Below are 22,041 nucleotides of genomic sequence, written 5' to 3' on the forward strand. Positions count from 1 at the left end.
TCGGACCGGCGAGCGCCGGCCGAAGGAACATCACGGTACGAATACGCCGTCGGCAACTATGCCTTGTCGGGGCGGATCGGCGCGACCCAGGGCCATCGTGACGCGCCGGGCGGCCGGGCCGTATCGTCCCGTCGTGTCCTCTCCGTACATTAAGTCCGCCGCGGTGGCCGCGGCGCTGTCGGCGCTCGACGAGGGGCGCGCGCCCGAACGGCCGGTGCTCCGAGCGGCGGTCAGGGCCCTCCTGACCACCCTCGCGGAGCGCGCCCCCGGCCGATCGGTGGAGGTGCGTGTCCCACCTTACGGTGCAGTTCAGTGTGTTCCGGGGCCGCGACACACCCGCGGTACTCCGCCGAACACGGTGGAGATGGATCCGCAGACGTGGGTCGCCCTCGCCACCGGACGCCTCGACTGGGAGCGGGCCGTCACGGAGGGTCGCGTACGGGCGAGTGGTACGCGGGCGGATCTGTCCGCGTACCTGCCGCTCGAACTGGAGTGACGCCTGTGACGTGATGACACTGCGGGGCATCAGTGTGACTGTATGTGGCGACATGGATTCGCGTACACTGTCAGGCGACGACAGTGTGGTTCCGGCCGATGCAGCGTGGAGCGGCCCCGGTGGCTCCGCCAGGCCAGTCCAGACCAGCAAGAGGGAGCGGCAGGTGCCCCGAGGCGACGGCCGGCTGAGCCACGACCTTGATCCCCAACGACCAGGCCCCCAGGACGCGTGTGGCGTCTTCGGCGTCTGGGCACCCGGGGAGGAGGTCGCCAACCTGACCTACTTCGGGCTGTACGCGTTGCAGCACCGGGGCCAGGAGGCCGCCGGGATAGCGGTCAGCGACGGCTCCGGAGTGGTGGTCTACAAGGATCTCGGCCTGGTCGCCCAGGTCTTCGACGAGCCGACGTTGGCGAGCCTGCGCGGGCACGTCGCCATCGGCCACACCCGATACTCGACCACCGGTGCCTCGACCTGGGAGAACGCCCAGCCGACCATCCGGGCCACCAGCTCGGGCACCACGATCGCGCTGGCCCACAACGGCAACCTGGTCAACACCGCCGATCTCCAGCGTGAGGTCGCCGAGCGCGGCCTGGGCACCGACGGCTCGACCAACGACACCTCGCTGGTCACCATGCTGCTGGCCAGCCGCCCGGATCTCTCCGTCGAGGCCGCCGCGCTGGAGGTGCTGCCGCAGTTGCGGGGCGCGTTCAGCTTCGCCTTCATGGACGAGTCGACGCTGTACGCCGCCCGTGACCCGCACGGGGTGCGTCCGCTGGTGCTCGGCCGCCTGGAGCGGGGCTGGGTGGTGGCCAGCGAGACCGCGGCGCTGGACATCGTCGGTGCGAGCGTGGTCCGTGAGGTCGAGCCCGGTGAGCTGATCGCGATCGACGCCGAGGGGCTGCGGTCCAACCGGTTCGCCGCGCCCGAGCCCAAGGGCTGCCTCTTCGAGTACGTCTACATCGCCCGCCCGGACGCCACCATCGCCGGGCGCAACGTGCACTCGGCACGGGTGCAGATCGGCCGCCAGTTGGCCAAGGAGCACCCGGTCGAGGCGGACATGGTTATCCCGGTGCCCGAGTCGGGCACGCCGGCCGCCATCGGCTACGCCGAGGAGTCCGGCATCACCTACGGCGCCGGCCTGATGAAGAACCCGTACGTCGGGCGTACCTTCATCCAGCCGTCGCAGACCCTGCGTCAACTCGGTATCCGGCTCAAGCTCAACCCGCTGCGCGAGAACGTACGCGGCAAGCGCCTGGTCGTGGTCGACGACTCGATCGTCCGGGGTAACACCCAACGCGCGATCGTCCGGATGCTCCGCGAGGCCGGCGCGGTGGAGGTGCACGTCCGCATCTCCTCACCGCCGGTCTCCTGGCCCTGTTTCTACGGCATCGACTTCGCCACCCGCGCCGAGCTGCTCGCCAACGGCCTCGACAACGAGGGCATCCGGCGGTCGATCGGCGCTGACACGTTGGGCTACGTCTCGCTGCCCGGTCTGATCGCCGCGACCGAGCAGCCGAAGACCCGGCTGTGTCGGGCCTGCTTCGACGGGGAGTACCCGATCGAGCTGCCCGTCGGCAACCTGATCGGCAAGCACGTGCTCGAAGGGATCAGCCGCCGGGTCGCGAACCGCGTCGACGACGATGTCGACGCCGGTGAGCAGGCCGGCACGACGCCCCGCACCGACGTGACGATGTCGGCGACCACACACCGCCCATAGCACCATCCGGCTGCGGCGTCGGTCACCGCCGACACGGCCGCCGAGAACCACTAAGGGGAGAACCGTGACGCACGTGTCCGAGCGCAGCGGCGCAGGTAGCAGCCCGACCGGCGCCGGCGGCGACCGCCAGCCCTGGACGGCCGGCACCGGCCGCCCGGCTCGCAAACGTTCGGTCTCGTACGCGGACGCCGGCGTGTCGATCGAGGCGGGCGACCGCGCGGTCGAGCTGCTCAAGTCCAAGGTGAAGCAGACCCGGCGGCCGGAGGTGATGGGCGACCTGGGTGGCTTCGCCGGCCTGTTCCGACTGGACACCACGAAGTACAAGAACCCGATCCTGGCCTCCTCCACCGACGGCGTCGGCACCAAGCTGGTGATCGCGCAGCAGATGGACATCCACGACACGGTCGGCATCGACCTGGTCGCGATGGTCGTCGACGACCTGGTGGCCTGCGGCGCCGAGCCGCTGTTCCTGCTGGACTACATCGCCACCGGCGAGGTCGTGCCGGACCGGGTCGCCGAGATCGGTGCCGGTATCGCCGACGGCTGCCGGTACGCGGGCTGCGCGCTGCTCGGCGGCGAGACCGCCGAGCACCCGGGTGTGCTGCGCCCCGACGAGTACGACATCTCGGCCACCGGCGTCGGCGTGGTGGAGGAGAGCCAGATCCTCAGCCCGGAGCGGGTTGAGGTGGGCGACGTGGTGATCGCCATGCGTTCGTCCGGCCTGCACTCCAACGGCTACTCCCTGGTCCGGCACGTGCTGCTGGGCGCCGGCCGGATGCGGCTGGACGTGGTGATCGACGACTTCGGCCGGCAGCGCACCCTCGGCGAGGAGCTGCTGACCCCCACCAAGATCTACGCGCAGGACTGCCTCAAGCTGATCGCCGAGGCGGAGGTGCGGGCACTGGCCCACGTCACCGGCGGTGGCATTCCCGGCAACCTGGTGCGCATCCTGCCCGAGCACGTGGACGCGGTGGTCAACCGCTCCACCTGGAAGCCGCAGCCGATCTTCGACCTGGTCCAGTCCAAGGGGCGGATCGACGACCCGGAGATGGAGGCGACCTTCAACATGGGCGTCGGCATGTTCGCGATCGTCTCGGCCGAGGACGCCGACCGCGCGCTGGCCACGCTGACCGGCCGCGGGGTGGACGCGTGGCAGGCCGGTGAAATCATCGAGGGCACCGGTGAGGTGCAGATGATCGGGCAGCACACCCGCGGCTGATCATCTGACACCGATCGTCCAACCACCTGGTCAGGGGTTCACCCAAGTGGCCGTCGCGGCCTAGCCTTGAGGCTGCTTCGCCTTGAAGGGCTGCTTCGAAGCTGTGGGTGCGCCCGTGCCGTGGCGTGCCCGGCAGCCGTCAACCGGTGAGGAGGGCGATGGCTGCACGGGGACGGTCGTTGCGTGGGATGCGGGGTCTTTCCGCTGTCCCGTCGTACGTCGTGATGCAGCCCACCACCCTCTGCAATCTGGACTGCGCGTACTGCTACCTGCCGTTCCGTGCCGCCGACCGGCGGATGCCGGTGGCGGTGGCGGAGGCGGTGGCCGCCTCGGTGAACCCGTGGGCCGCCTCGGGGCGGTTCTCGGTGGTGTGGCACGGCGGGGAGCCGCTCGCGGCGGGCCGGGAGCGGCTGGCGGCGTTGATGGCGCCCTTCTCCGCCGAGGTGGAGCACCATGTGCAGACCAACGCCACGCTGATCGACGACGCGTGGTGCGAGTTCTTCGCGACGCACCGGATCCGGGTCAGCGTCAGCGTGGACGGGCCCCGGGCGCGTAACGGGGACCGGGTGACCCGGGCGGGACACCCGGCGTACGACCGGATCGTGCGCGGGGTGGCGGCGCTGCGCCGGCACGGACTGCCGTTCTCGGCGCTGGCCGTGGTGAACGACCCGTCGCCGGCCCGGGCGGCGGAGCTGTACGCCTACTTCCTCGACCTCGGGTGCGAGGTGCTCGGGGTCAACATCGAGGAGACCGAGGGCGTCAACACCCGTGACAACGCTCACGACGCCGCCGCGGTGACCGGGTTCTGGGCCGAGCTGGTCGCGGCCTGGCGGCGTGATCCGCGGATCCACCTGCGGGAGGTCGAGTGGTCGCTGCGGTACGCCGCCGCGGTCCTCGACGGCACGGCGGACGGCTTGCTGCCGGCCAGCCTCGACCCGATCCCCACCGTGGCGTACGACGGCTCGGTGGTGGTGCTCTCACCCGAGCTGGCCGGCTTCACCGATCCGCGCCACGGCGACTTCAGCAGCGGGAACGTCCTGGCCACGCCGTTGCACACGATCCTGGCCGGTGCGGCCGGCACCGGCTGGGTCGGTGAGTTCCTGAGCGGGGTGGAAGCCTGCCGCTCGTCCTGCCCGTACTTCGGTTTCTGTGGCGGAGGCCACGCGGCCAACCGCTACTTCGAGCTGGGCCGTTTCGACGGTACGGAGACCGAGCACTGCCGCAACAGCAAGATCCGCCTACTGGAGGGAGTGTTGGATCATGCCCGAGACCACAAGTCACCGGGAGCCCGAGCGGGTGACGGGTAACGAGGCCGACCGCATCACCGACCGGGTACGGGAGGCCGCCGCCGGGCTCACCGCCCTGCTCCAGGAGGCAGAGGACGCACGACGCCTACGGGCGGAGGTGACGGGTGGCGACGGGGCGAGCGCGGTCTGCGCCTGGAACCACTTCGAGAACATCCCGACGTTCTACAACTGGAACAACCGGCCTCGCTGAGCGGCCGGAGTCGAGGGCCCGCCACGTTCCCGGATTACCTCCGGGCGTGGCAGGCCCTTGAGCGTCGGGTGGTACGCCGCCGTGTGCCGAGCACATACGTGAGCACGCGGGGAGTTACCGCGTGCTCGGATGTGACCGGGGGTCAGCGGGTGGGACGGACCCAGGTGTCCGGGTCGTCCTCGGCGTGGTCCTCATCATCGTCGACGTACTCTTTGTCGTCGTCGAAATGGTGGTCCGACTTGCCGCTGCCGCCGAGTTCTCGCTGCAAGGCGGCGAGGTCGGTGTTCGGGGAGTGATACTTCAGCTCCCGGGCCACCTTTGTCTGCTTGGCCTTAGCACGGCCGCGCCCCATGGCTCGACCCCCTCGCACAGAATGCGGGGCAGCCCGAAGGCGGGCCCCGATGACGTCAGGCATCTCTCGTGGCTCTTACGGTACATGGGGATGCCACCGTTCGGCACCTCGGGTTACCGCTGACCGCCGCCGCGCGTGGCGGTCAACCAGTCGTCACCCACTGTACCCGGTAAGGAGCGATGCCGGGAACGGTCCTGACACAGGGTAAATCTCCATGAACGCGTCGTATCTTCAGTTTAGCCGGATACGTACGTTGAGGGCGGAAGCAACGCGGCCCGCCCTCAACGTACGGCCAGGTCACCGCAGGTGAATCGCGCGCAGCCGGCCGATGTCGGCCATCCGCCGCTCCGCCAGCCGGTCGGCCGCCACGGCGGGCGGTACGCCGTCGGTGTCGGCGAGCCGGAGGATCTCCCGCGTGGTGTCGAAGATGCGGGTCGCCCGCAGCTTGGCGCGGTCGAAGTCGAAGCCCTCGATCTCGTCCGCGACCTGGATCACACCACCGGCGTTCACCACGTAGTCCGGTGCGTAGAGGATGCCCCGGTCGGCGAGCAGCTTCTCCACCCCGGAGTGGGCGAGCTGGTTGTTGGCCGCCCCGGCGACCACCTTGGCCCGCAGCGCCCCGACCGTGTCGTCGTCCAGGGCACCGCCCAGCGCGCAGGGCGCGTACACGTCGATGTCGGCGGCGGCCAGCGCGGACGCGTCCTCGACCAGCGTCACCTCGGGGTGGGCGGTCCGGGCCCAGTCCAGCGCCCGGGGGCTCACGTCGGTGGCCACCACCTCGGCGCCGTCCTCCAGCAGGTGGCCGACCAGATACTTGCCGACCTTGCCCAGGCCGGCCACTCCGACCCGCCTGCCGTGCAGCGTGGGGACCCCCCAGACGTGCTCGGCCGCCGCCCGCATGCCCTGGAAGACACCCCAGGCGGTGAGGATCGAGGAGTCGCCGGCTCCGCCGTGCTCGACGCTGCGGCCGGTGACGTAGCGCGTCTCGCGGGCGATCACGTCCATGTCCGGCACGTACGTGCCCACGTCGCAGGCGGTGTAGTAGCGCCCGCCCAGCGACTCCACGAAGCGGCCGTACGCGCGCAGCAGCGCCTCGCTCTTGATCTGCTCGGGGTCACCCCAGATGACCGCCTTGCCGCCGCCCAGGTCCAGCCCGGCGAGAGCGTTCTTGTACGCCATGCCGCGGGACAGGTCGAGCACGTCGGCGAGGGCGGCCTCCTCGCTCGCGTACGGGTAGAAGCGGGTGCCACCCAGCGCCGGGCCGAGTGCGGTGGAGTAGATCCCGATGATCGCCTTCAGGCCGGTCTGCTTGTCCTGGCAGAACACGACCTGCTCATGGCCCGTGGATTCCGGGTCGTCGGAAGTGGCGAATACGCCCATGACTGGCTCCTGTGTCGGCGGGCGCCCTTGTGGGACGCGGACCTCGGTCGAGCCGGCGGGGATGCTGCCGGTGGTGCGAGCCTAGTATCGGCGGGCGTCCCACGGCCTCTCCCGGGCGTCCGCATCCCGCCCAGCGGGCGTACGCACCGGGCGTCCTCCGCCCCCGGCGAGGGGCGCGTCGAGGGTTCCGAGCCCTCGTTTCGGCTCGCCACGCGGCACCACCCGGGTGACGCCGAGCAACGCTCGGCTTGCCGTTCGTGGGAGGATCGCGCCGTGCCGTCGCTCTTCGCCTCATACCTGCGCGTGTACGAGCCGCTGACCGCCTTCGATCGCGATCGTCAGGCGTACTGGCGGCGCTACGTCGAGCAGGGGCGGGCGGTGGCGCCGGTGGAGGGTCCGGGCCGGCAGCGGACCTCGGTGATCGAGGCGCTCGGCGCCGGCTGGACCCGGCTGCCCGACCTGCCCGACGAGGCGTACGTCTTGGAGACGGACGAGACGCTGCTGGTGTGCCCGTGGAACCTGCGCATCCGGGTGGCCGAGGCCGCGTTGAGCGCCCGGGACGGGGTGCCGGCGGTGCTGGCCGACGCGTTCGTGCCGCCGGTGCTGGCCGGGCAGGCCAAGGCCGTGGTGGAGGACTGGCGCAGCGGGGCCCGGGTGCTGGAGCACGGCGTACCCCGGGTGCACGAGCAGATCGCCACCTGGGGCGTGCCGCTGCGGTGGTTCGTGCTGTTCGAGGCGCAGGAGCGCCACCACGTGACCGCGCCGGAGCGCCGCTCGCTGCGCTTCCGGACCGAGATCTCCAAGGCGCGCCGCCGCTCGTCGCGCGCGTTGTCGGTGCTGCGCAAGTCGGTGGGGGACGCGCCCATCACCGAGGCGGTCGAGGAGGCCGCCCGGTGGCTGGAGGAGTTCCATCCCCGCTCGGTGGTGGAGTTGGACTACGGGGGTCTGGTCGAGTTGCTCTCCGACGAGACGCTCGTGGAGGACGACTCGGCGGAACTGGTCGCCGCCGGACTCGCCGGACTGTCGCGAGGCGAGGCGGAAGAGGCGTCTGCGGCGTACGACAAGCTCGTCGCGCGCTGGCGGGCCGTGCAACTTCTGGAGCGCTGCAACTAGTCCGCTTTTGCCCAAATTTCGGGCTGTAACATGAGGTGCTCTCGTAGTTGTTGCGTCACGAACCGTGACTATGAGTCCGAATAAGGTAGTTTCTGGCGTGTAAAAGTCGTATAAATCGGGCATGGTTCATCCGTCCGTCTAGGGACGTTCGGCCGTTCGGCCCATGTCGGACATCGGGGACTAGCCGGACCATGGGAGACGCGTCGGCCGGCGGGACCCCGGCCGATGTCTCTACATGTGGAGGAGTGACCGATGGCATCGCGAACGCACGAACCAGAGCCGCTACTCACACCGGCCGAGGTGGCGTCGATGTTCCGTGTCGACCCGAAGACGGTGACCCGCTGGGCGAAGGCCGGCAAGCTGAGCGCCATCCGGACCCTGGGCGGCCACCGCCGGTATCGCGAGTCCGAGGTCAGGGCGCTGTTGCAGGGGCAGATCCCGCAGCAGCGCCAGGGGGACTGACTGGCCGGTAGATAGCTGGAAACACGAAGGGCGACGGATTCTCGCGAATCCGTCGCCCTTCGTCATGTCCGCCACCCGGTGCGGCCCGGTCGCGCACCGGCTCAGCCGGTCAGCTCGACCCGGATCCCCACCGTGCCGCCGGTGCCCCGGCGCAGTCGGCTGCCGAGCAGCGTCAGCCGCCCGATCACTCGGTACTTCTGCTTGATCAGCCCCCGGATGCGATCGGTCGCTCCGGGGTCGTAGAGGCTCGCCCGGGCGGGCACCGCCTCGCCATGGGGCCGACCGCGCACGTCGCACGGCGCCACCGTGACATCCCCACTGCGCCGGATCCGCTTCACCTTGCCGGCGTCCGCCGCAGACCACACCGCCAGGGCGTCGCCGTCGCGTACCGCCCAGACCGGGGTCGGCACCGCGCGGCCGTCCTTGCGGAAGGTCGTGAGGAGTATGTACTTCTCCGCCGAGAGGCGGTCCAACGTGGTCACGTCGCCCAGGATACGGGCGTCGCGCCTGACTGAGCAGCCCGTTAGCGTTACGGACGTGACGGGGGAACCACGGATCGGTGACGTCTTCGGAGAACTGCTGCGCGACGCGCTGGCGGTGGCGACCGGGGTCGGTCCCCGGCCGCTGGCCGGCGGGCGCCTGCCCCGACCGGTCATCGAGATCATCGAACGGGACGACGGGCTGGTCAACGGCGCGCCCGCCGCCCACTACCTGGCCGGGCCGCAGGAGTGGCAACCACACGACCACCGGGCCGTGGACCGGGTCCGGGGCGCGACCCTGGACGTCGGCGTCGGCGCCGGCCGGATCGCGCTGCTGTTGCAGGAGCGCGGCGTACCCGTGACCGGGCTGGACGTCTCGCCCGGCGCGCTCGCGGTGTGCCGACGTCGGGGCGTACGCGACCTGGTGCACGGCACGGTCGACGAGCACTGCGCCGGCGGACGGCGTTACGACACGTTCCTGTTGCTCGGCAACAACCTGGGCCTGTTCGAGGGCCGGGAGCGCGCACCCGCCTTCCTGGCGGCCCTGGCCGCGATGGCCAACCCCGGGGCGCAGGTGATCGCGCACGGCACCGACCCGTACGGCACCACCGATCCGGTGCACAGCGGCTACCACGAGCGCAACCGTCGACGGGGCCGTCTCGGCGGGCAGCTCCGGCTGCGGCTGCGCTACCGCGAACTCGGTACGCCCTGGTTCGACTACCTGGTCTGCTCGCCGGACGAACTCGCCGAACTGGTCCGGGGCACCGCCTGGCGACTGACCGGCGTGGACGACCGCGACGCCCCGTACTACCTGGCGACGCTGCGCCTGGGCACCCGGATGTAAGGAAGGGTCCCCTGCTATGCCGTAGGCGTTAGCAGGGGACCCTTCCTTACATCCGACCCGGAGCGTCAGACCTGGACGGTCGGGGGGAGCTGCTCGGGCGGCAGGCCGCCGTCGCCGTCGACGACCTCGTCGGGCTGGCCGTCCTCGTCGATGTCGACCATCGTGACGTCCACCTTGCCGTCGCCGTCGGTGTCGAACTGGAACAGGTCGGCCTTACCGTCACCGTCGGTGTCGACCACCCAGACGTCGGTACGGCCGTCGTTGTTGGTGTCGGCGCGCAGCAACTCGATGCGCTCGTCGCCGCGCGTCTCGACGGTCTCCTGGGTGCCCGCGTCGCCCGTGGTCTCCGGTGCCTGACTCATCTGTTCGTCCTTCCCTTGGCTGTCGGCGGTCTGTACCCGATCCCGTCCGCCCCCACGCATCGGGCCCGGTCGGTGCTGCATAGGGTCGCAGCATGACTGAGCGGAGCGTACGGGCCGATTGCGGCGTAGCGGCGATCCCGCGCGTCGGCGGCGTCGGAGAGCGTGTCGTCGTCACCCTGCGGTGGTGGCACCATGACTGAACGATTCGTGGTGGTGGGTGCCGGCACCATGGGGCTCGGCATCGCGTACGTGGCGGCCGGCGCCGGCCACGCGGTGGACCTGGTCGAGGTGGACCGGGAACGCGGCGCGGCGGCCATGACCCGGCTCGCCGAACTGTGGGACCGGGGCGTCCGGCGCGGCAAGCTGACCGTGTCGCAGGCCGCCGCCAACCAGGAACGCGTCACCCTGCGGGCGGGGCTGACCGAGGTGGCCGCGCAGCCGCAGGTGATCGTGGAGGCGGTGCCGGAACGGCTCGACCTGAAGCGGACCGTGCTGGCCGAGGCGGAGGCGCTGCACCCGGCCCTGCTGGGCAGTAACACCTCCAGCATCCCGATCGCCGAGCTGGCCGAGGGCCTGAGCCGACCCGAGCGCTTCTGCGGGCTGCACTTCTTCAACCCGGTCTGGGCGATGGCGCTGCTGGAGATCGTGGTCGGCGCGGCCACCGCCCCCGAGACCACCGCCGCCGCCGTCACGCTCGCCACCCGGCTGGGCAAGGACCCCGTGGTGGTACGCGACATGCCGGGCTTCGCCACCTCCCGGCTCGGGGTGGCGCTCGGGCTGGAGGCGATCCGGATGGTCGCCGACGGGGTGGCCGACGCGGCCGACATCGACAAGGCGATGGTGCTCGGCTACCGGCACCCGGTCGGGCCGCTGGAACTGACCGACCTGGTGGGTCTGGACGTACGCCTCGACATCGCCCGTACCCTCCAGGCCGCGTACGGGGACCGGTTCGCGCCGCCGCCGCTGCTCGTCGAGATGGTGGCGGCCGGGCGGCTGGGCAAGAAGTCCGGGAAGGGCTTCTACCACTGGGTCGACGGTGTGCGCTCCGACGGCACGGCGCAGGCCGGGGCGGGCGACGCCCCCGTGAGGGCGGTCCGATGAGCGGCGGGCTGCGGGTCGAGGAACGCCCGGACCGGCTGGTGGTCACGCTGGACCGGCCGGAGAAGCGCAACGCCATCGACGCCGACCTGATCGCCGCGCTGCACGAGGTCTGCGCCGACCTGGAGGCCCGCCCCCGGATGCTGCTGCTGACCGGCGGCACCGACGGGATCTTCGCCGGTGGGGCGGACATCGGCCAACTGCGCGAGCGGGGTCGCCTGGACGCGCTCGCCGCGATCAACTCGGCCGCGTTCGCCCGGATCCGATCGCTACCGATGCCGACCGTGGCGGCCGTCGACGGTCCCGCGCTCGGCGGCGGCGCCGAACTGGCGTACGCCTGCGATCTGCGGGTCTGCACCGAACGGGCGGTCTTCGGCCAGCCGGAGGTCCGGCTCGGCATCCTGGCCGGTGCCGGCGCGACCCACCGGCTGCCGGCGCTGGTCGGCGAGGCACGGGCCAAGGAACTGCTGTTCACCGGTCGGCGGGTGGACGCGGCGGAGGCGTACCGGATCGGACTGGTCAACCGGGTGGCGGCGACACCGGAGGAGTTGCTGCCGGCCGCCCACGAGCTGATCGACGAGATGGCGAAGGGCTCGGCGCTGGCGCTGCGGCTGACCAAGCTCGCCGTCGACGCGCCGCCCGCCGCCCATCCGCACCTGGACCTGGTCAGCCAGGCGGTGCTCTTCGAGGACGACGAGAAGCACCGCCGGATGACGGAGTTCCTCCAACGGCGTCGCGGACACTGAGACCGACCGCAGAGACAGCGACGGCCGTACCGGAACCCTCCGGTACGGCCGTCGCTGTCGGATCGGTCAGCGGCCCAGCGCGGCCAGCGGCACGTCGGCGTCCGCCAGCGCCCGGATCACCGCAGCCGACTCGCTGAAGCCGATGATGAGTACGGCGTCGGCACCGAAATCCTTGATCTGCTTGGCGCCGTCACTGAAGTTGATCGGTGCGGCGTCGGCACCCTCGCCCGGCTCGTAGCCGAGCAGCGTCACCTTGTCGCCGCCGAACCCGGCCCGCTCCAGCTCGGCCCGGACGGCCTCCTGGAGGCCCTCGCCGTAGGCGTCCTTACGGGCCACGATGGCGATCTTCTGCGGCCCGTCGCGGAGCACCACGTCGGCCAACGCCCGACCCTGCAGGCTGTCCGGCGGCGCGGTACGGAAGTAGAGACCGTTGTCCTCCGCATCGGTCAGCGACGCGGCGGTGTTCGACGGGGAGAAGAGGATGCGGCCGGCCTTCACCACGTCCGGCAGGACGGCGGCCGAGATGCCGGAGGCGCCGGCCCCGATGATCACGTGCACCCCGGCGTCGACGTGGCTGGCGACCGTCCGCTTGGCGACCGTCGGGTCCGTGCCGTCGTCGCCGTCGATCCAGACCACGTCCTCGTCGAGCACACCGCCGGCCGCGTTGATCTCCTTGATCGCCAGCGCCACCCCGGCTGCGATCGGCGGGTACGCCAGGGCCAGGTCGCCGGTCTTGGGCAGCAGACCGCCGAGGACGAGCGGCGCGGTGCTGGTCTGCCGGTTGCCGCGCGGCGGGGCCTTCGTGCTCGCGGCCGACTCGTCGCCGGCACCGACGAACTCCGTCTTGGCGTCGTTGAGCTGCTGGTTGTCGAAGTGCAGCGTGGCGTAACTGGCGGTGGCGGGCTCACCGGCGTCGGTGAACCCGGCGCGGGTGATCGAGACGCTGCGGTACTCGATGTCGTCGCCGTCGCGGGCCAACTTCAGGCACTGGGCGGCGGTCTCGCAGCGGGTGCCCTCGTTGGTGACGCCGACGATCTGCCGGGCGATGGCCGCCGGGTTGGTGCTGCCGGCGAGTTCCGTGGCAAGGGCGCTGATCACCACCGCGTCGTACGCCTCGGCGGCGTAGAGGAAGTCGTTCAGCCCCGAGTCGATGGAGCGCAGCCGGTTCTTGAAGTCGTCCGGCAGCGGAGTCAGGGGAGTGGTGCCCTTCATGCCGTCGACCAGGTTGGCGCGATCCTGCAACTCTTCCGGGTACGAGTTGAGCATGTTGCCGTCCGTACCGTAGAGGCGCACCTGGTCGGCGCCCGCCTCCTCGGCCTGGTCGTTCCCGCATGCGCTGGTGGCGAGCAGGAGGGTGGCGCAGGTGGCCAGGATTGCCGCCCGCGAGCCGCGTGACATGTGCATCGTCGTCCTTCCTACGGCGAAGGTCCGCTGCGCAGACTAACGTGCCGTGACGTCCGGCGGGACCGTGGAGGCCTGTCTATCCGCAGGTCGCCCTCACTAATCACGGAGAGTGACATCCGGCGGTGGCTTGACCGGGCCCCCTACCGTGCGGTGGGTGACCGACTCGCCACAGCAGACGTACGACGACGCCGCCGCCGTCCTCAGTTCGGCGCTCGACGGCGACTCCGACGGTGTGGTCGGGACATTCGACGCGGTGGTGGACCGGGCCGGGCTCGTCGGGGCGTACGACGTGGCATGGTGTCTGGCCGCCACCATGGTCGGCGATCCGGTGCCGCCGGGCGCCTGTGCGCTCGACTTCCCCGACATCGACCAGGCCGAGTACGACGCCCGCTGGGTGGCCCGCTTCGTCAGCGCGTACGCGAACGCGGATCTGGACACGGCCCGGGCCCTGTTCGGCGCGGCGGTGGCCGACGGGCTGCTGCCGGAGTGCCTGCTGACTCTGGCGGGTTCGACGGTGGCCACCCTGCGGCACCGGTCGGGGTGAGTCGGTCCGCCCTGCGGTGCCGCGTGAGCCGGAGCACCCTGCGGTGCCGGGCCGCCACGATCGGCGGGACCGGTCGGGGCACCGCCCCTCAGGTGCCGGACTGGACCACCGTGCCGGCGTACCGGGACAGCAGCTCGTGCCAGCCGGCGGTCAGCGCCTGCCGGTAGCCCTCGGCGGCCTGGCCGTGCCGGTCGAAGTGCCGGTGTGCGACCTCGACGAGGGTGTCCGAGCCTTCCGGCGTGAACAGCACCTCGACCTCGCTGGCCTGCGCCGGGTCCGGCACCGGTGCGCGATCCGCACCGATCTGCCAGGTGAACACCAGCCGCCGGGGCGGATCCCAGGTCAGCACGCGGCCCCAGTCGTTGCGGAAGCCGTAGGGACCGATCTCGTAGAGCATGCCGCCGGCCTGTTGTTCCATGCCTAGTTCGGCCAGGGCCTCCGGGCCGGACCAGGTGTACTCCGTCACCCACCAGTCGGCGAGCCTGCGGGTGAACACCGCGTACGCCTGCTCGGGGGTGGCCGGGACGACCAGGGCGCTGTGGATCGTGAACCGTTCGTGATCCTGCTGGATGTCGACCGGATCGGTAATGCCCTGTCCCATAGGCCCGGACCATACCGGCTGATGCCCGCCTGCGCAGCTCCCGGCAAGGCCGTAACCTGCCGGAAGATCCGCTTACGGGTTGATTCCGGTCCGCTGCGGACATCGGCGGATGGCGGCCTTCGGAGCGGGTATCCGCCGCGCGGTGCCGCCGGGTGGTCCGGGCGGTGGGGCGGAGCGGAGAGCATGGGCGAACAGCCGCAGGAGTCGGTATCCGGGGCCGGACAGCCGCACGAGCCACGCCTCGGCCCGGAGCGCGCCCGTCCCGGCGCGGACGGCGACGGGCTCGCACGGGACGAGCCGGACGTCCTGCTGGACGTGCCGAGGGTGTCGGTCGACTCGATCCGGCTCTCCGTCGACGGGCTGGACGCCGACCTCTCCCTGCGGGCGCGGGTGGCCGGTCTCGTGGAGATCGACGCCGGGGCCCGTGTCCGTCTGGAGGGTGTGGACCTGGACATCACCGGCGCGCAGGCCCAGGCCCTGCTCAAGGTGCGCCTGGAGAAGCTGGTCACGATCCTCGACCGCGCCCTCACCACGATCGACCACAACCCACAGGTCATCGACGCGCCCGGGCGGGCGAACGGGGCGGAACGCCGACCAGCCGTACAGGCCGGGCCGACCGGGCAGCCCGGCCCGCAGGCGAGGGACCCGAGGGGTGAGCACCCCGGCCACCCGGCGAGCGGTGCCCGGCCCAGGCCCGCTGACCGCCCGGTGGGTGCAACCTCGGTCGGCCAGGTCGCGGACCGGAGGGGCGGATCGCCGACCGGCCGGGGTGCCGGACCGGAGGGCCAGGCCGTCGGTCGGACCGCCGACCGGCCCGGCGACGCGCCGGAACCCGGGATCGGACCACCGGGCGGTGCCACCGACGAACTCGGACAACAGGTGGGAGCCATCGGGGCGGTGGCCGACCGGGCACCGGGTGGCGCTGGCGCGGGTCAGGACGGGCCGCCCGCGCGGGACAGGGCCGCGCAGGAGCCGGAGACTGGCACGGCGACGTCGTCCGGGCCCGAGCCGTCGGCGGCCCGCCAGTTGGCCGAGCAGACCGGGGAGAGCATCCTGCACGCGGGTCGCAGCGTCTGGGACGCGATCCAGAGCGGATTGGCGCAACGCCGCCAGGACGGCTGAACCTTCACCGCAAAGCAAAACGCCGACCGGCGAGTGCGCTGGTCGGCGTTTCTGTAGCCCGGCGAAAGGCTATGTGGCCAGGGGCGGGGTCGAACCGCCGACCTTCCGATTTTCCGAAAGGCTATGTGGCCAGGGGCGGGGTCGAACCGCCGACCTTCCGATTTTCAGTCTGACCAAGTCGGTACCTGCTAGCTGAGCGTCGAGACGTTCCCCCTGTTCGCCAAGTGCGTTTCTCACGGTGCGTCACCGCAAATCCCGGCCGTCTCCTAGCGATTGTCCCCATGGGGACACTATCCTCCCCGCATGGCAAAGGCGTCCCTCAGCCCGCGGCTCGTCGGCAGCATCGAGCAACACGGACCCTCGTGGCGACTCGTCTGGCGCCACGAAGGCCGCAAGGAACGCACCACCTGGGCCACCCCCGAGCTCGCCGAGGAAGCCCGCCTTATCGTCACCGGCCACCGAGGCAGGATCGCTGCCGACCGGGTGTACCGTGACATGGGCGTGACCCCTGCCGAACCCGCGTCAACCGTGCAGACCTTCGAGGAGTACGCCGCGAAGTGGCTGGCCGCGAAGACCGGCATCACCCCCGGCACCCGCGCCGCGTACAAGGCCCAGGTGGAGAGCCGCGTCTACCCGGCCCTGGCCAAACTTGGCCAGGTGCCGCTCGGGAAGCGACCGATGGACCGCATCACCGCCACTGACATCGGCACTCTGCTCAACCTGCTGCACGACCCAGAGGATGACGACGAGCCGGGGCTGAAAAACACTACGGTCACCCGCTACTTCACATTGATCAACCAGATCCTTGAGGCGGCCGTCCGGGACAAGGTCATCACCGAGAACCCGGCGGAGGGCGTCAAGTACAAGCGGGACCAGGTTGAGCACGACGACACCGGCGAGCAACAGCAGGTGCGGCTCACGCCGGGCGAGTACAAGATCCTGCTCGCCGCATTCGCGGCGGAGGATCGGCCGCTCGTCGAGCTGCTCGCAGCGACCGGTGCCCGGTGGTCGGAAGCCACTGCGCTGAGCATCGCCCACATCCGCCCGGCCACAACCGCGGGTAGTAAGGACAAGGTCCGGATCTGGCGGGCATGGAAGCGCGATGGCAAGGGCGGCTGGTACCTCGGCACCACCAAGGGCCGGCGCCGGCGCGAACTCTCGGTTCGGTCCAGCCTGATGACCACGCTCAAGGCACAGATGACGGACCGGCCGGACGACGCCTTCCTCTTCACCGCGCCCGCTGGTGGTGCCGTCCACTACTCCAACTTCCTCCAGCGTCGCTGGAACCCGGCGCTGGCTCGGGCGATGAGGTGCGCCGAACATCCGCCGTCCGATCAAGGAGGGCCTCGCGACGAGCCCGGCCGGCGCCGCTGCCGCGACTACGGCGGCACAAACGACCGCGGCAAACCGTGCGGCGCGGTCACCGCCGCTGGCATGACGCGGTGCCACAACCACATGGGCCCAGCACCGGACGCAGTGTCAACCTGCGCCTGCTCGGGGGTGCTGCGTCGCCGACCCACCCCCCACGATTTGAGGCACACGCACGCCGCGTGGCTGTTCTCCGACCGTCGCATGACACCCCTGGCGATCTCGCGCCGGCTCGGCCATGCCCAGCTCAGCACGACCAGCGAGATCTACGGCGACCTGATGCCGGAGGCTGAGGAGGCTGCGGTCGACGCCCTGGACGACCTCCTGGGCGACGACTAGTCCGGGCGGTTACTGCGGGCGAACAGGTCGTGCAACCGCAGCATGGCCTCCCGCTGCTCTTCGGTATAGAGCGGCTCGGCGAGGATCGCCCGACGAGCGTTCGCGGCCGGGCTATCAACCTCGGCCTCGTCGTCTGGCGGCACGATCCCGGCCAGTTCGTACGCCTCGGTGCGCGGGATGCGGAGGGCGTCAGCGAGCGCGGAGATGGTTGCTGTCTCGACGCGCTTGCGTGTCCCTAAGTCCTTGATCGTGTTGCGGGATACGCCCGACTGGCGGTGCAGCTCGGAATCCGTCCAGTTGCGGGACGCCTGTTCGGCCTTCATGCGTCGCCAGAAAGCGTAGGCAGGGCCCCGTTCAGTCATGTAGCAGGTTGTAGCACGCGGGCACCTTTTGGACACAGCATCGTCCCGCAACTTAAGCCAGCGCAGCACTTTGGACTCTTCAACTGCTTCGTCTTGATAGGTATTGCTCAGTAAGTTAGTGTCGGCATCGCACATGACGCAGCAACACGTAGCAGGCTGGAGGGCCGCGTGGGAGAGCAGCACCTGACCGTGGATGAGGTCGCCGACCTGTTGCGGGTTTCCCGCTGGAGCGTCGGCCGCTACATCAAGTCGGGCGCCCTCGAGGCCACCAAGGCGGACGGCCGTAACGGTGCCGTCCGGGTCCGTCTCAGCAGCTACGTGGCGTTCATCGAGGCCCACACCGAGGGCCGCATCGTCACCGCGGAAGAGAGGACGCGATGACCCACGCCCCCGCGAGCCTGCCCAATCTCACCCCGCTCGCCGACGTGGCGAAGCTCCTGGGCATTCCGCCTCGGAGGCTGGTCGACCGGGCACGCGCCCGGCAGTTCAGCCACATCCGGATCGGCAAGGAGCGGTACGTCACCGACCCCCAGTTGGAAGCCCTGTTCGCCACCTTCACGGAGGAGAAGGAAACGCCGCAGGGCGACCGCGACCGGGCCATCCAGGAGACCCGCGACCGACTGGAGCGCCAATCCCGTCGCCGGTCGCCCCGTCAACGCAGCGCCGCTTGATCAACCAAGCCGCGGCGTAGCAAGCGAGCCCCCGACCGCGGACACGGTCGAGGGCTCACGAAAACCGGATCTTGACCCGCCATAGATCGGAGACCCAGATGGCGCAGATCGTACCGGAGGCCCCCACTGTGGGGCAGCCGAAGACCCCGGCGGACCGGGCCCACGCAGTCGCTGCGGCGCCGCTGGTGCGGCGGTCCCAGGTGGCCTCGCTGCGTGCCGAGGTGGCCTCGCTGCGCGCCCAGAACGACCGCCTGCTGGAGCTGCTGCAGGCGGCGGAGCGCCAGGCCCGCCGTGACCCGCTCACCGACCTGCTCAACCGCGCCGGCCTCGACGACGGTTACGCGTTCGCCCAGGGCAGCTGGGAGCTGGCGCTGATCGACCTCGACGGCTTCAAGCAGGTCAACGACACGCACGGGCACGCCGCCGGCGACGCGCTCCTCACTGCGGTGGCCGACAGCCTGCGCGAGTACCCGATCGCGGCCCGCCTGGGTGGCGACGAGTTCGTGGTGGTCGGCCGACTCCTGGGCGGGGTGGCCCGGCACTGGCCGGTGCAGCTGCCCTCCGGCGAGGTCGTCTGCGTGTCCGCCTCGGTCGGCGTGACCCGGGTCGTCATCGGCGACCTGGCCGCCACGCTCCGGCAGGCCGACGCCGCCATGTACCGGGCCAAGAAGGCCGCTCCCGGCTCGCTGCTCTCCTACGACGCCGACCTCGACGACCGTCCCGTCCACCCGCGGCCGCGCGTACGGCTCCGCGACCGAGAGGCGACGACCCGATGACCTACGCCACCAACACCGACGACTGGTTCCGCCGCGACGCGGACGCGAAGATCCCGAGTCTCCCGACCGGCGACTATGACTTCGACCACGCGCTGTCTCAGCTGCGCAACGCGGTCGCTGAGATCGACCAGGACAGCTCAGCCAGTGCGGTCTCCGCCGTCCTGCGGATCCTGCGCGACCGCCGGGGCCTGGCCGCCCAGCTTCTCGCGCAGCGCGAGCCGACCTGCCTGAACTGCGGCGGCGGCAAGAAGTGCCTCGGCTGCGACGACACCCGACCCAGCGCGGAGAAGCTGGCCCCGGGCTGGCGGTTCGTGTCGCCGGTGGGCCGGGAGGAGACCGTCGAGCGCGTCGAGCAGGCCACCGACCACTCGCCGGTGCGGGTGTGGACCGACAAGACCGGCGCCGACTACTCGTGGCTCATCCCGCTCTGGCGCAAGCTCGACGCCGTCGCCCCGCTCCGGCGTTCACCGCAGCAGGGCACGCCGGAGATCCGAATCGTCGAGTACGACTACTCCCGCGACGCACCGATGTACGCCCAGGCCGCCCTCAGCACGACCCGCCGCCCGGACAACGCCGAGAACTGCCTGGCGGAAGCGCGGTACTCCCGCGAGCACGGCTGGAGGGTGGTCCACCGGCCCGACGGCGGCGGCGAGATGGTCGTGATCGACTGCGGCCGCAGCAAGGCCCGGGCGCGCACCGCGCTGCGTCAGGCCGCCCGCCAGCACGCACGCGCCCTCGGCGTGAAGGTCGTCGAGCAGGCCAAGGAGCGTGGCCGGTGACCTACGACCGCACCCCTCCCGGTACGACCGTCCGGCTGGTGATCCCAGAGGCGACGATCGTCGCTCACGGCGACCTGCAGATGCGGATCACCCTGCCGGGCCACCCGGGCGACATCGTGACCCTGCCCCTGCGCGACGGGCGCTTCCAGGACCTGGTCGAGATCCACCCGCACCTGCCCGAGCTGCACCCCGGGCAGACCTGGCGCGGCACCGACGGCACCCTGCTGCACGCCGTCCAGGACCGGCAGGACGCCGGCGACGTCGGCGAGACGCTGCTGGTGTCCGCCGTCAACGGCCTGCACTACACCCGCGAACTGGCGATCGGCACGTTCGGTCCGCTGACCCTGCTCGGCGAGCTGGCCCCGTACGACGAGTGCTGGCTCGCGCCGGCACCCGTCGCTCCGGAGCCGCCGGCACCGGTCCCGCTGTCCCCGGTATCGCCGGCCGTCCCGGCCAGCACCGAGACCACCGCCATCCTGCCCCGCATCCCCGCCGAGGAGGCCCGATGACGACGCCCACCCGACACCCCGACTGGTGCCAGCCGCCGCTCTGCGACGCCGAGGTGCCGACGCTGCCGGCCGCCGGCGGTGTGCACCGCGGCGTGCCGGAGCGCCTGGTCCTCGTCCTGCCGATGGGTGACGCCATCGCGGTCACCGCCCAGATGCAGCTCCCCGGCCACGTTGCCGTCGACGACGTCGACCGCGACGGGCACCTGGCCCTCCAGGTCGCCGGCGGCCCGCTCACCCTGCTACCGCTGGAGCAGGCCCGGCTCGTCGTCGAGCGCCTGGCCCCGCTGCTCGGCCTGACCGTCTCGACCCGTGTCTAAGACGGTCCGCCGCCCCGGCCGGCCCGCCGTCCTGCCGCACCCCTACGTGCAGCAGGACGGCGTGCCGGCGGACCCGTGGACCGGGCTGGCCCCCTGCCGCGACTGCAACAAGCTCGGCGCGGCCGGCGACGTCCAGCACCCCGACACCACGCCGGCCGCCACACGCCCGACCGCCATCGAGGAGGCGGCCCGCGAGCTGGAGGCCCGGATCCTCGGCGAGCGGGAGGAGTAGACCGTGGACGACCTGACGCCTGACCCGGCGACCGTGGCCCAGCTCGACCAGGCCCGCGCCGCGCTGGCCGCGCTCGTCACGGCGGCCGCCGAGCACGCCGACGCCGAGGCATGCCCCCACACCGGTGTCTGCCCCGGCCAGCAGGCCGCCGACGCCATCGCGGCGCTGTCCGCCGACGACCGGGACCGCCTGCTCGGGATCACGATCGCTGTGCTCGCCCAGCTCGGGTACGCCGCGCCGCCGCGCTTCCGGCTCACCCGGGCCGGCTACGCCGCTCTCAACGCCCAGCCGCCCGGACCGTGGCCGTTCGGCGGCCGCCGTGCCTAGTCCTCGGCCGCGCGCCCACACCAGCCTCGGGCTGGAGGTCTGGGCTGTCGGCACCTACGAGGAGATCACCGCGCTGCGCGCCCAGCTCGGCGCCGCCGGCCGCCTGGTTGAGGTCGGCACTCCGCACGTTCTCGCCGGCGCCGACGCCGGGCGTTACCGCCAGTACATCCGCGCCAGTCTCCGTACGAGCGAAGGATCACCATGACCGCCAGTCGCAAGCCCGACCCGGCCGGCCTCCCGGTGTACCGGGTCGGGGAGATCCCCGATCACCTGGCCACCGCGACCATGTTGCGCCGCCTCCGCCGCCGCCAGGCCGAGGGCCAGCAACCGGCAGCGACGCTGTTCTACCACGGCAACAAGCACACCGACCTGTACGAGATCGCCGCGTCGGCGGCGATGCCGGCACTGTCGCCGGGCCGGCAGGCCGCCTGGACCGCCGCGCGGACCTGCGCCCGCTGCCAGACCACGAGACCCAACCCGCTGGCGAACATCGAGAACGGCCGGCGGCTCTGCACCGAGTGCGTAGTCATCGAGCGGACCGCCAAGGTAAGGCCGTCGTGGCTGCGGCTTCGCGCGGCCGCCTCGGCGTGGGCCCGCGAGGTCCTCGCCGACCCCGACACCGTGCTGCTCGCCGCCTACGACCTGAACGGCTGGATGACCGGCCCGCTCCACGTCCACGCGGTCACCCTCGACGGCCAGGTCCTCGTCGACGTCGTCGCCCGCCGCGCGTACCCGTCCGTCGAGGGTGTGATCGGCGGGATCGACCGTGTGGTCGGTGGGACCGACGCGAACCGCCTGGTGCCGGTGCTGACCCCACTGGTCGGGCGCCGCACCATCCACACCATCCGCAGCCACCGCGGCCACTACGCCGGGCACGTCACCCCCTTCGGTCGGCTCTCCGAGCTGACCCGCCACTACTGGCCTG

30 protein-coding genes and 1 tRNA gene are annotated in these 22,041 nt (G+C 71.5%); 22 read left to right on the top strand and 9 right to left on the bottom strand.

Annotated features, from left to right (window positions below; all coding sequences use genetic code 11):
- Nucleotides 1-163: 163 nt before the first annotated feature.
- From ACQVFL_RS31225 to amcA, 5 genes are all read left to right on the top strand, one after another.
- Nucleotides 164-496, top strand: coding sequence for a sterol carrier family protein (locus ACQVFL_RS31225; RefSeq protein ID WP_396692690.1), 333 nt, complete (start codon nucleotides 164-166; stop codon nucleotides 494-496).
- 163 nt (nucleotides 497-659) lie between these two features.
- Nucleotides 660-2,213 carry an amidophosphoribosyltransferase gene (gene purF, locus ACQVFL_RS31230; protein ID WP_431728228.1) on the top strand — a complete coding sequence of 518 codons (1,554 nt, stop codon included), beginning with the start codon at nucleotides 660-662 and terminating at the stop codon, nucleotides 2,211-2,213.
- 64 nt (nucleotides 2,214-2,277) lie between these two features.
- Complete coding sequence (purM, locus tag ACQVFL_RS31235) at nucleotides 2,278-3,432, top strand: phosphoribosylformylglycinamidine cyclo-ligase (RefSeq protein WP_431728229.1); 1,155 nt, start codon at nucleotides 2,278-2,280, stop codon at nucleotides 3,430-3,432.
- Nucleotides 3,433-3,620: 188 nt separating this feature from the next.
- Nucleotides 3,621-4,739, top strand: coding sequence for a cyclophane-forming radical SAM peptide maturase AmcB (amcB, locus tag ACQVFL_RS31240; RefSeq protein WP_431729921.1), 1,119 nt, complete (start codon nucleotides 3,621-3,623; stop codon nucleotides 4,737-4,739).
- On the top strand, nucleotides 4,693-4,929 hold the full coding sequence (gene amcA, locus ACQVFL_RS31245; protein ID WP_431728230.1) for a multiple cyclophane-containing RiPP AmcA: 237 nt from the start codon (nucleotides 4,693-4,695) through the stop codon (nucleotides 4,927-4,929). The genes amcB and amcA overlap by 47 nt, the downstream gene beginning before the upstream one ends.
- A gap of 142 nt (nucleotides 4,930-5,071) precedes the next feature.
- Here amcA and ACQVFL_RS31250 read toward each other — a convergent pair whose 3' ends face one another.
- Both ACQVFL_RS31250 and ACQVFL_RS31255 read right to left on the bottom strand, forming a co-directional pair.
- Nucleotides 5,072-5,281, bottom strand: coding sequence for a DUF3073 domain-containing protein (locus tag ACQVFL_RS31250; protein WP_131051420.1), 210 nt, complete (start codon nucleotides 5,279-5,281; stop codon nucleotides 5,072-5,074).
- Nucleotides 5,282-5,578: 297 nt separating this feature from the next.
- A complete protein-coding gene (locus ACQVFL_RS31255) occupies nucleotides 5,579-6,661 on the bottom strand; it encodes a Glu/Leu/Phe/Val family dehydrogenase (RefSeq protein WP_431728231.1) in 1,083 nt (360 codons plus the stop codon).
- 273 nt (nucleotides 6,662-6,934) lie between these two features.
- On the opposite strand from ACQVFL_RS31255, the gene ACQVFL_RS31260 reads away from it, so the two are divergent.
- Both ACQVFL_RS31260 and ACQVFL_RS31265 read left to right on the top strand, forming a co-directional pair.
- The gene (locus ACQVFL_RS31260; RefSeq protein WP_431728232.1) at nucleotides 6,935-7,774 is read left to right on the top strand and encodes a hypothetical protein; all 840 of its coding nucleotides are present in this window, start codon (nucleotides 6,935-6,937) and stop codon (nucleotides 7,772-7,774) included.
- A 252-nt stretch (nucleotides 7,775-8,026) separates the two neighbouring features.
- The gene (locus ACQVFL_RS31265) at nucleotides 8,027-8,236 is read left to right on the top strand and encodes a BldC family transcriptional regulator (RefSeq protein WP_007073996.1); all 210 of its coding nucleotides are present in this window, start codon (nucleotides 8,027-8,029) and stop codon (nucleotides 8,234-8,236) included.
- 101 nt (nucleotides 8,237-8,337) lie between these two features.
- Here the strand turns inward: ACQVFL_RS31265 and ACQVFL_RS31270 are convergent, their stop codons facing one another.
- Nucleotides 8,338-8,718: a PPOX class F420-dependent oxidoreductase gene (locus tag ACQVFL_RS31270; protein ID WP_117229983.1), complete on the bottom strand. Its 381-nt coding sequence runs from the start codon at nucleotides 8,716-8,718 to the stop codon at nucleotides 8,338-8,340.
- Between the two features lie 55 nt (nucleotides 8,719-8,773).
- On the opposite strand from ACQVFL_RS31270, the gene ACQVFL_RS31275 reads away from it, so the two are divergent.
- Complete coding sequence (locus ACQVFL_RS31275) at nucleotides 8,774-9,559, top strand: class I SAM-dependent methyltransferase (RefSeq protein ID WP_431728233.1); 786 nt, start codon at nucleotides 8,774-8,776, stop codon at nucleotides 9,557-9,559.
- Between the two features lie 65 nt (nucleotides 9,560-9,624).
- Here the strand turns inward: ACQVFL_RS31275 and ACQVFL_RS31280 are convergent, their stop codons facing one another.
- Complete coding sequence (locus ACQVFL_RS31280) at nucleotides 9,625-9,921, bottom strand: hypothetical protein (RefSeq protein WP_350697571.1); 297 nt, start codon at nucleotides 9,919-9,921, stop codon at nucleotides 9,625-9,627.
- Between the two features lie 192 nt (nucleotides 9,922-10,113).
- Between ACQVFL_RS31280 and ACQVFL_RS31285 the strand changes: the two genes are divergently transcribed.
- Both ACQVFL_RS31285 and ACQVFL_RS31290 read left to right on the top strand, forming a co-directional pair.
- Nucleotides 10,114-11,022: a 3-hydroxyacyl-CoA dehydrogenase family protein gene (locus ACQVFL_RS31285; RefSeq protein WP_431728234.1), complete on the top strand. Its 909-nt coding sequence runs from the start codon at nucleotides 10,114-10,116 to the stop codon at nucleotides 11,020-11,022.
- Nucleotides 11,019-11,765 carry an enoyl-CoA hydratase/isomerase family protein gene (locus tag ACQVFL_RS31290; protein WP_396691929.1) on the top strand — a complete coding sequence of 249 codons (747 nt, stop codon included), beginning with the start codon at nucleotides 11,019-11,021 and terminating at the stop codon, nucleotides 11,763-11,765. The genes ACQVFL_RS31285 and ACQVFL_RS31290 overlap by 4 nt, the downstream gene beginning before the upstream one ends.
- 66 nt (nucleotides 11,766-11,831) lie before the next feature.
- Here ACQVFL_RS31290 and ACQVFL_RS31295 read toward each other — a convergent pair whose 3' ends face one another.
- Nucleotides 11,832-13,169 carry an ABC transporter substrate-binding protein gene (locus ACQVFL_RS31295; RefSeq protein ID WP_396691930.1) on the bottom strand — a complete coding sequence of 446 codons (1,338 nt, stop codon included), beginning with the start codon at nucleotides 13,167-13,169 and terminating at the stop codon, nucleotides 11,832-11,834.
- 154 nt (nucleotides 13,170-13,323) lie between these two features.
- On the opposite strand from ACQVFL_RS31295, the gene ACQVFL_RS31300 reads away from it, so the two are divergent.
- Nucleotides 13,324-13,713, top strand: coding sequence for a hypothetical protein (locus tag ACQVFL_RS31300; RefSeq protein WP_396691931.1), 390 nt, complete (start codon nucleotides 13,324-13,326; stop codon nucleotides 13,711-13,713).
- Between the two features lie 88 nt (nucleotides 13,714-13,801).
- Here the strand turns inward: ACQVFL_RS31300 and ACQVFL_RS31305 are convergent, their stop codons facing one another.
- Nucleotides 13,802-14,314, bottom strand: a complete 513-nt coding sequence (locus tag ACQVFL_RS31305) for an SRPBCC family protein (RefSeq protein WP_396691932.1) — start codon at nucleotides 14,312-14,314, stop codon at nucleotides 13,802-13,804.
- A 183-nt stretch (nucleotides 14,315-14,497) separates the two neighbouring features.
- On the opposite strand from ACQVFL_RS31305, the gene ACQVFL_RS31310 reads away from it, so the two are divergent.
- On the top strand, nucleotides 14,498-15,436 hold the full coding sequence (locus ACQVFL_RS31310) for a hypothetical protein (RefSeq protein WP_431728235.1): 939 nt from the start codon (nucleotides 14,498-14,500) through the stop codon (nucleotides 15,434-15,436).
- A gap of 126 nt (nucleotides 15,437-15,562) precedes the next feature.
- Here ACQVFL_RS31310 and ACQVFL_RS31315 read toward each other — a convergent pair.
- Nucleotides 15,563-15,625: transfer RNA gene (locus ACQVFL_RS31315), tRNA-Phe, on the bottom strand.
- A gap of 114 nt (nucleotides 15,626-15,739) precedes the next feature.
- Here ACQVFL_RS31315 and ACQVFL_RS31320 point away from each other — a divergent pair.
- On the top strand, nucleotides 15,740-17,143 hold the full coding sequence (locus ACQVFL_RS31320; protein ID WP_431728236.1) for a tyrosine-type recombinase/integrase: 1,404 nt from the start codon (nucleotides 15,740-15,742) through the stop codon (nucleotides 17,141-17,143).
- Here ACQVFL_RS31320 and ACQVFL_RS31325 read toward each other — a convergent pair.
- The gene (locus ACQVFL_RS31325; RefSeq protein WP_431728237.1) at nucleotides 17,140-17,466 is read right to left on the bottom strand and encodes a helix-turn-helix domain-containing protein; all 327 of its coding nucleotides are present in this window, start codon (nucleotides 17,464-17,466) and stop codon (nucleotides 17,140-17,142) included. The genes ACQVFL_RS31320 and ACQVFL_RS31325 overlap by 4 nt on opposite strands.
- A gap of 207 nt (nucleotides 17,467-17,673) precedes the next feature.
- Here ACQVFL_RS31325 and ACQVFL_RS31330 point away from each other — a divergent pair, with 207 nt between their 5' ends.
- The 9 genes from ACQVFL_RS31330 (at nucleotide 17,674) to ACQVFL_RS31370 (ending at nucleotide 21,321) form a co-directional block, all read left to right on the top strand.
- The gene (locus tag ACQVFL_RS31330; protein WP_431728238.1) at nucleotides 17,674-17,886 is read left to right on the top strand and encodes a helix-turn-helix domain-containing protein; all 213 of its coding nucleotides are present in this window, start codon (nucleotides 17,674-17,676) and stop codon (nucleotides 17,884-17,886) included.
- Nucleotides 17,883-18,176 carry a hypothetical protein gene (locus tag ACQVFL_RS31335; protein WP_431728239.1) on the top strand — a complete coding sequence of 98 codons (294 nt, stop codon included), beginning with the start codon at nucleotides 17,883-17,885 and terminating at the stop codon, nucleotides 18,174-18,176. The genes ACQVFL_RS31330 and ACQVFL_RS31335 overlap by 4 nt, the downstream gene beginning before the upstream one ends.
- Before the next feature lie 98 nt (nucleotides 18,177-18,274).
- Nucleotides 18,275-18,952, top strand: coding sequence for a GGDEF domain-containing protein (locus ACQVFL_RS31340; RefSeq protein ID WP_431728240.1), 678 nt, complete (start codon nucleotides 18,275-18,277; stop codon nucleotides 18,950-18,952).
- Nucleotides 18,949-19,731: a hypothetical protein gene (locus tag ACQVFL_RS31345; protein ID WP_431728241.1), complete on the top strand. Its 783-nt coding sequence runs from the start codon at nucleotides 18,949-18,951 to the stop codon at nucleotides 19,729-19,731. Before ACQVFL_RS31340 ends, ACQVFL_RS31345 begins: the two co-directional genes overlap by 4 nt.
- On the top strand, nucleotides 19,728-20,240 hold the full coding sequence (locus tag ACQVFL_RS31350) for a hypothetical protein (protein ID WP_431728242.1): 513 nt from the start codon (nucleotides 19,728-19,730) through the stop codon (nucleotides 20,238-20,240). Before ACQVFL_RS31345 ends, ACQVFL_RS31350 begins: the two co-directional genes overlap by 4 nt.
- Nucleotides 20,237-20,557, top strand: a complete 321-nt coding sequence (locus ACQVFL_RS31355) for a hypothetical protein (protein ID WP_431728243.1) — start codon at nucleotides 20,237-20,239, stop codon at nucleotides 20,555-20,557. The genes ACQVFL_RS31350 and ACQVFL_RS31355 overlap by 4 nt, the downstream gene beginning before the upstream one ends.
- Entirely contained in the window at nucleotides 20,550-20,789 is a 240-nt protein-coding gene (locus ACQVFL_RS31360) for a hypothetical protein (RefSeq protein WP_431728244.1), read from the top strand. Before ACQVFL_RS31355 ends, ACQVFL_RS31360 begins: the two co-directional genes overlap by 8 nt.
- Nucleotides 20,790-20,792: 3 nt before the next feature.
- Nucleotides 20,793-21,116 carry a hypothetical protein gene (locus ACQVFL_RS31365; protein WP_431728245.1) on the top strand — a complete coding sequence of 108 codons (324 nt, stop codon included), beginning with the start codon at nucleotides 20,793-20,795 and terminating at the stop codon, nucleotides 21,114-21,116.
- Nucleotides 21,109-21,321 carry a hypothetical protein gene (locus ACQVFL_RS31370; protein ID WP_431728246.1) on the top strand — a complete coding sequence of 71 codons (213 nt, stop codon included), beginning with the start codon at nucleotides 21,109-21,111 and terminating at the stop codon, nucleotides 21,319-21,321. Before ACQVFL_RS31365 ends, ACQVFL_RS31370 begins: the two co-directional genes overlap by 8 nt.
- Nucleotides 21,322-21,460: 139 nt before the next feature.
- On the opposite strand, the gene ACQVFL_RS31375 is transcribed toward ACQVFL_RS31370, so the two are convergent.
- Nucleotides 21,461-21,646, bottom strand: coding sequence for a hypothetical protein (locus ACQVFL_RS31375; RefSeq protein WP_431728247.1), 186 nt, complete (start codon nucleotides 21,644-21,646; stop codon nucleotides 21,461-21,463).
- Between the last annotated feature and the right edge of the window lie 395 nt (nucleotides 21,647-22,041).

Source organism: Verrucosispora sp. TAA-831, assembly GCF_050780145.1.
Taxonomy (GTDB): domain Bacteria; phylum Actinomycetota; class Actinomycetes; order Mycobacteriales; family Micromonosporaceae; genus Micromonospora.

Bases quoted from the DNA above. Each gene is read 5' to 3' on its own strand.
- amcB (WP_431729921.1), top strand. From the start codon at position 3,621: ATGCGGGGTCTTTCCGCTGTCCCGTCGTACGTCGTGATGCAGCCCACC.
- amcA (WP_431728230.1), top strand. From the start codon at position 4,693: ATGCCCGAGACCACAAGTCACCGGGAGCCCGAGCGGGTGACGGGTAAC.
- ACQVFL_RS31250 (WP_131051420.1), bottom strand. From the start codon at position 5,281: ATGGGGCGCGGCCGTGCTAAGGCCAAGCAGACAAAGGTGGCCCGGGAG.
- ACQVFL_RS31255 (WP_431728231.1), bottom strand. From the start codon at position 6,661: ATGGGCGTATTCGCCACTTCCGACGACCCGGAATCCACGGGCCATGAG.
- ACQVFL_RS31265 (WP_007073996.1), top strand. From the start codon at position 8,027: ATGGCATCGCGAACGCACGAACCAGAGCCGCTACTCACACCGGCCGAG.
- ACQVFL_RS31280 (WP_350697571.1), bottom strand. From the start codon at position 9,921: ATGAGTCAGGCACCGGAGACCACGGGCGACGCGGGCACCCAGGAGACC.
- ACQVFL_RS31285 (WP_431728234.1), top strand. From the start codon at position 10,114: ATGACTGAACGATTCGTGGTGGTGGGTGCCGGCACCATGGGGCTCGGC.
- ACQVFL_RS31290 (WP_396691929.1), top strand. From the start codon at position 11,019: ATGAGCGGCGGGCTGCGGGTCGAGGAACGCCCGGACCGGCTGGTGGTC.
- ACQVFL_RS31295 (WP_396691930.1), bottom strand. From the start codon at position 13,169: ATGCACATGTCACGCGGCTCGCGGGCGGCAATCCTGGCCACCTGCGCC.
- ACQVFL_RS31305 (WP_396691932.1), bottom strand. From the start codon at position 14,314: ATGGGACAGGGCATTACCGATCCGGTCGACATCCAGCAGGATCACGAA.
- ACQVFL_RS31310 (WP_431728235.1), top strand. From the start codon at position 14,498: ATGGGCGAACAGCCGCAGGAGTCGGTATCCGGGGCCGGACAGCCGCAC.
- ACQVFL_RS31320 (WP_431728236.1), top strand. From the start codon at position 15,740: ATGGCAAAGGCGTCCCTCAGCCCGCGGCTCGTCGGCAGCATCGAGCAA.
- ACQVFL_RS31325 (WP_431728237.1), bottom strand. From the start codon at position 17,466: ATGAAGGCCGAACAGGCGTCCCGCAACTGGACGGATTCCGAGCTGCAC.
- ACQVFL_RS31335 (WP_431728239.1), top strand. From the start codon at position 17,883: ATGACCCACGCCCCCGCGAGCCTGCCCAATCTCACCCCGCTCGCCGAC.
- ACQVFL_RS31340 (WP_431728240.1), top strand. From the start codon at position 18,275: ATGGCGCAGATCGTACCGGAGGCCCCCACTGTGGGGCAGCCGAAGACC.
- ACQVFL_RS31345 (WP_431728241.1), top strand. From the start codon at position 18,949: ATGACCTACGCCACCAACACCGACGACTGGTTCCGCCGCGACGCGGAC.
- ACQVFL_RS31355 (WP_431728243.1), top strand. From the start codon at position 20,237: ATGACGACGCCCACCCGACACCCCGACTGGTGCCAGCCGCCGCTCTGC.
- ACQVFL_RS31375 (WP_431728247.1), bottom strand. From the start codon at position 21,646: ATGACTACGCACTCGGTGCAGAGCCGCCGGCCGTTCTCGATGTTCGCC.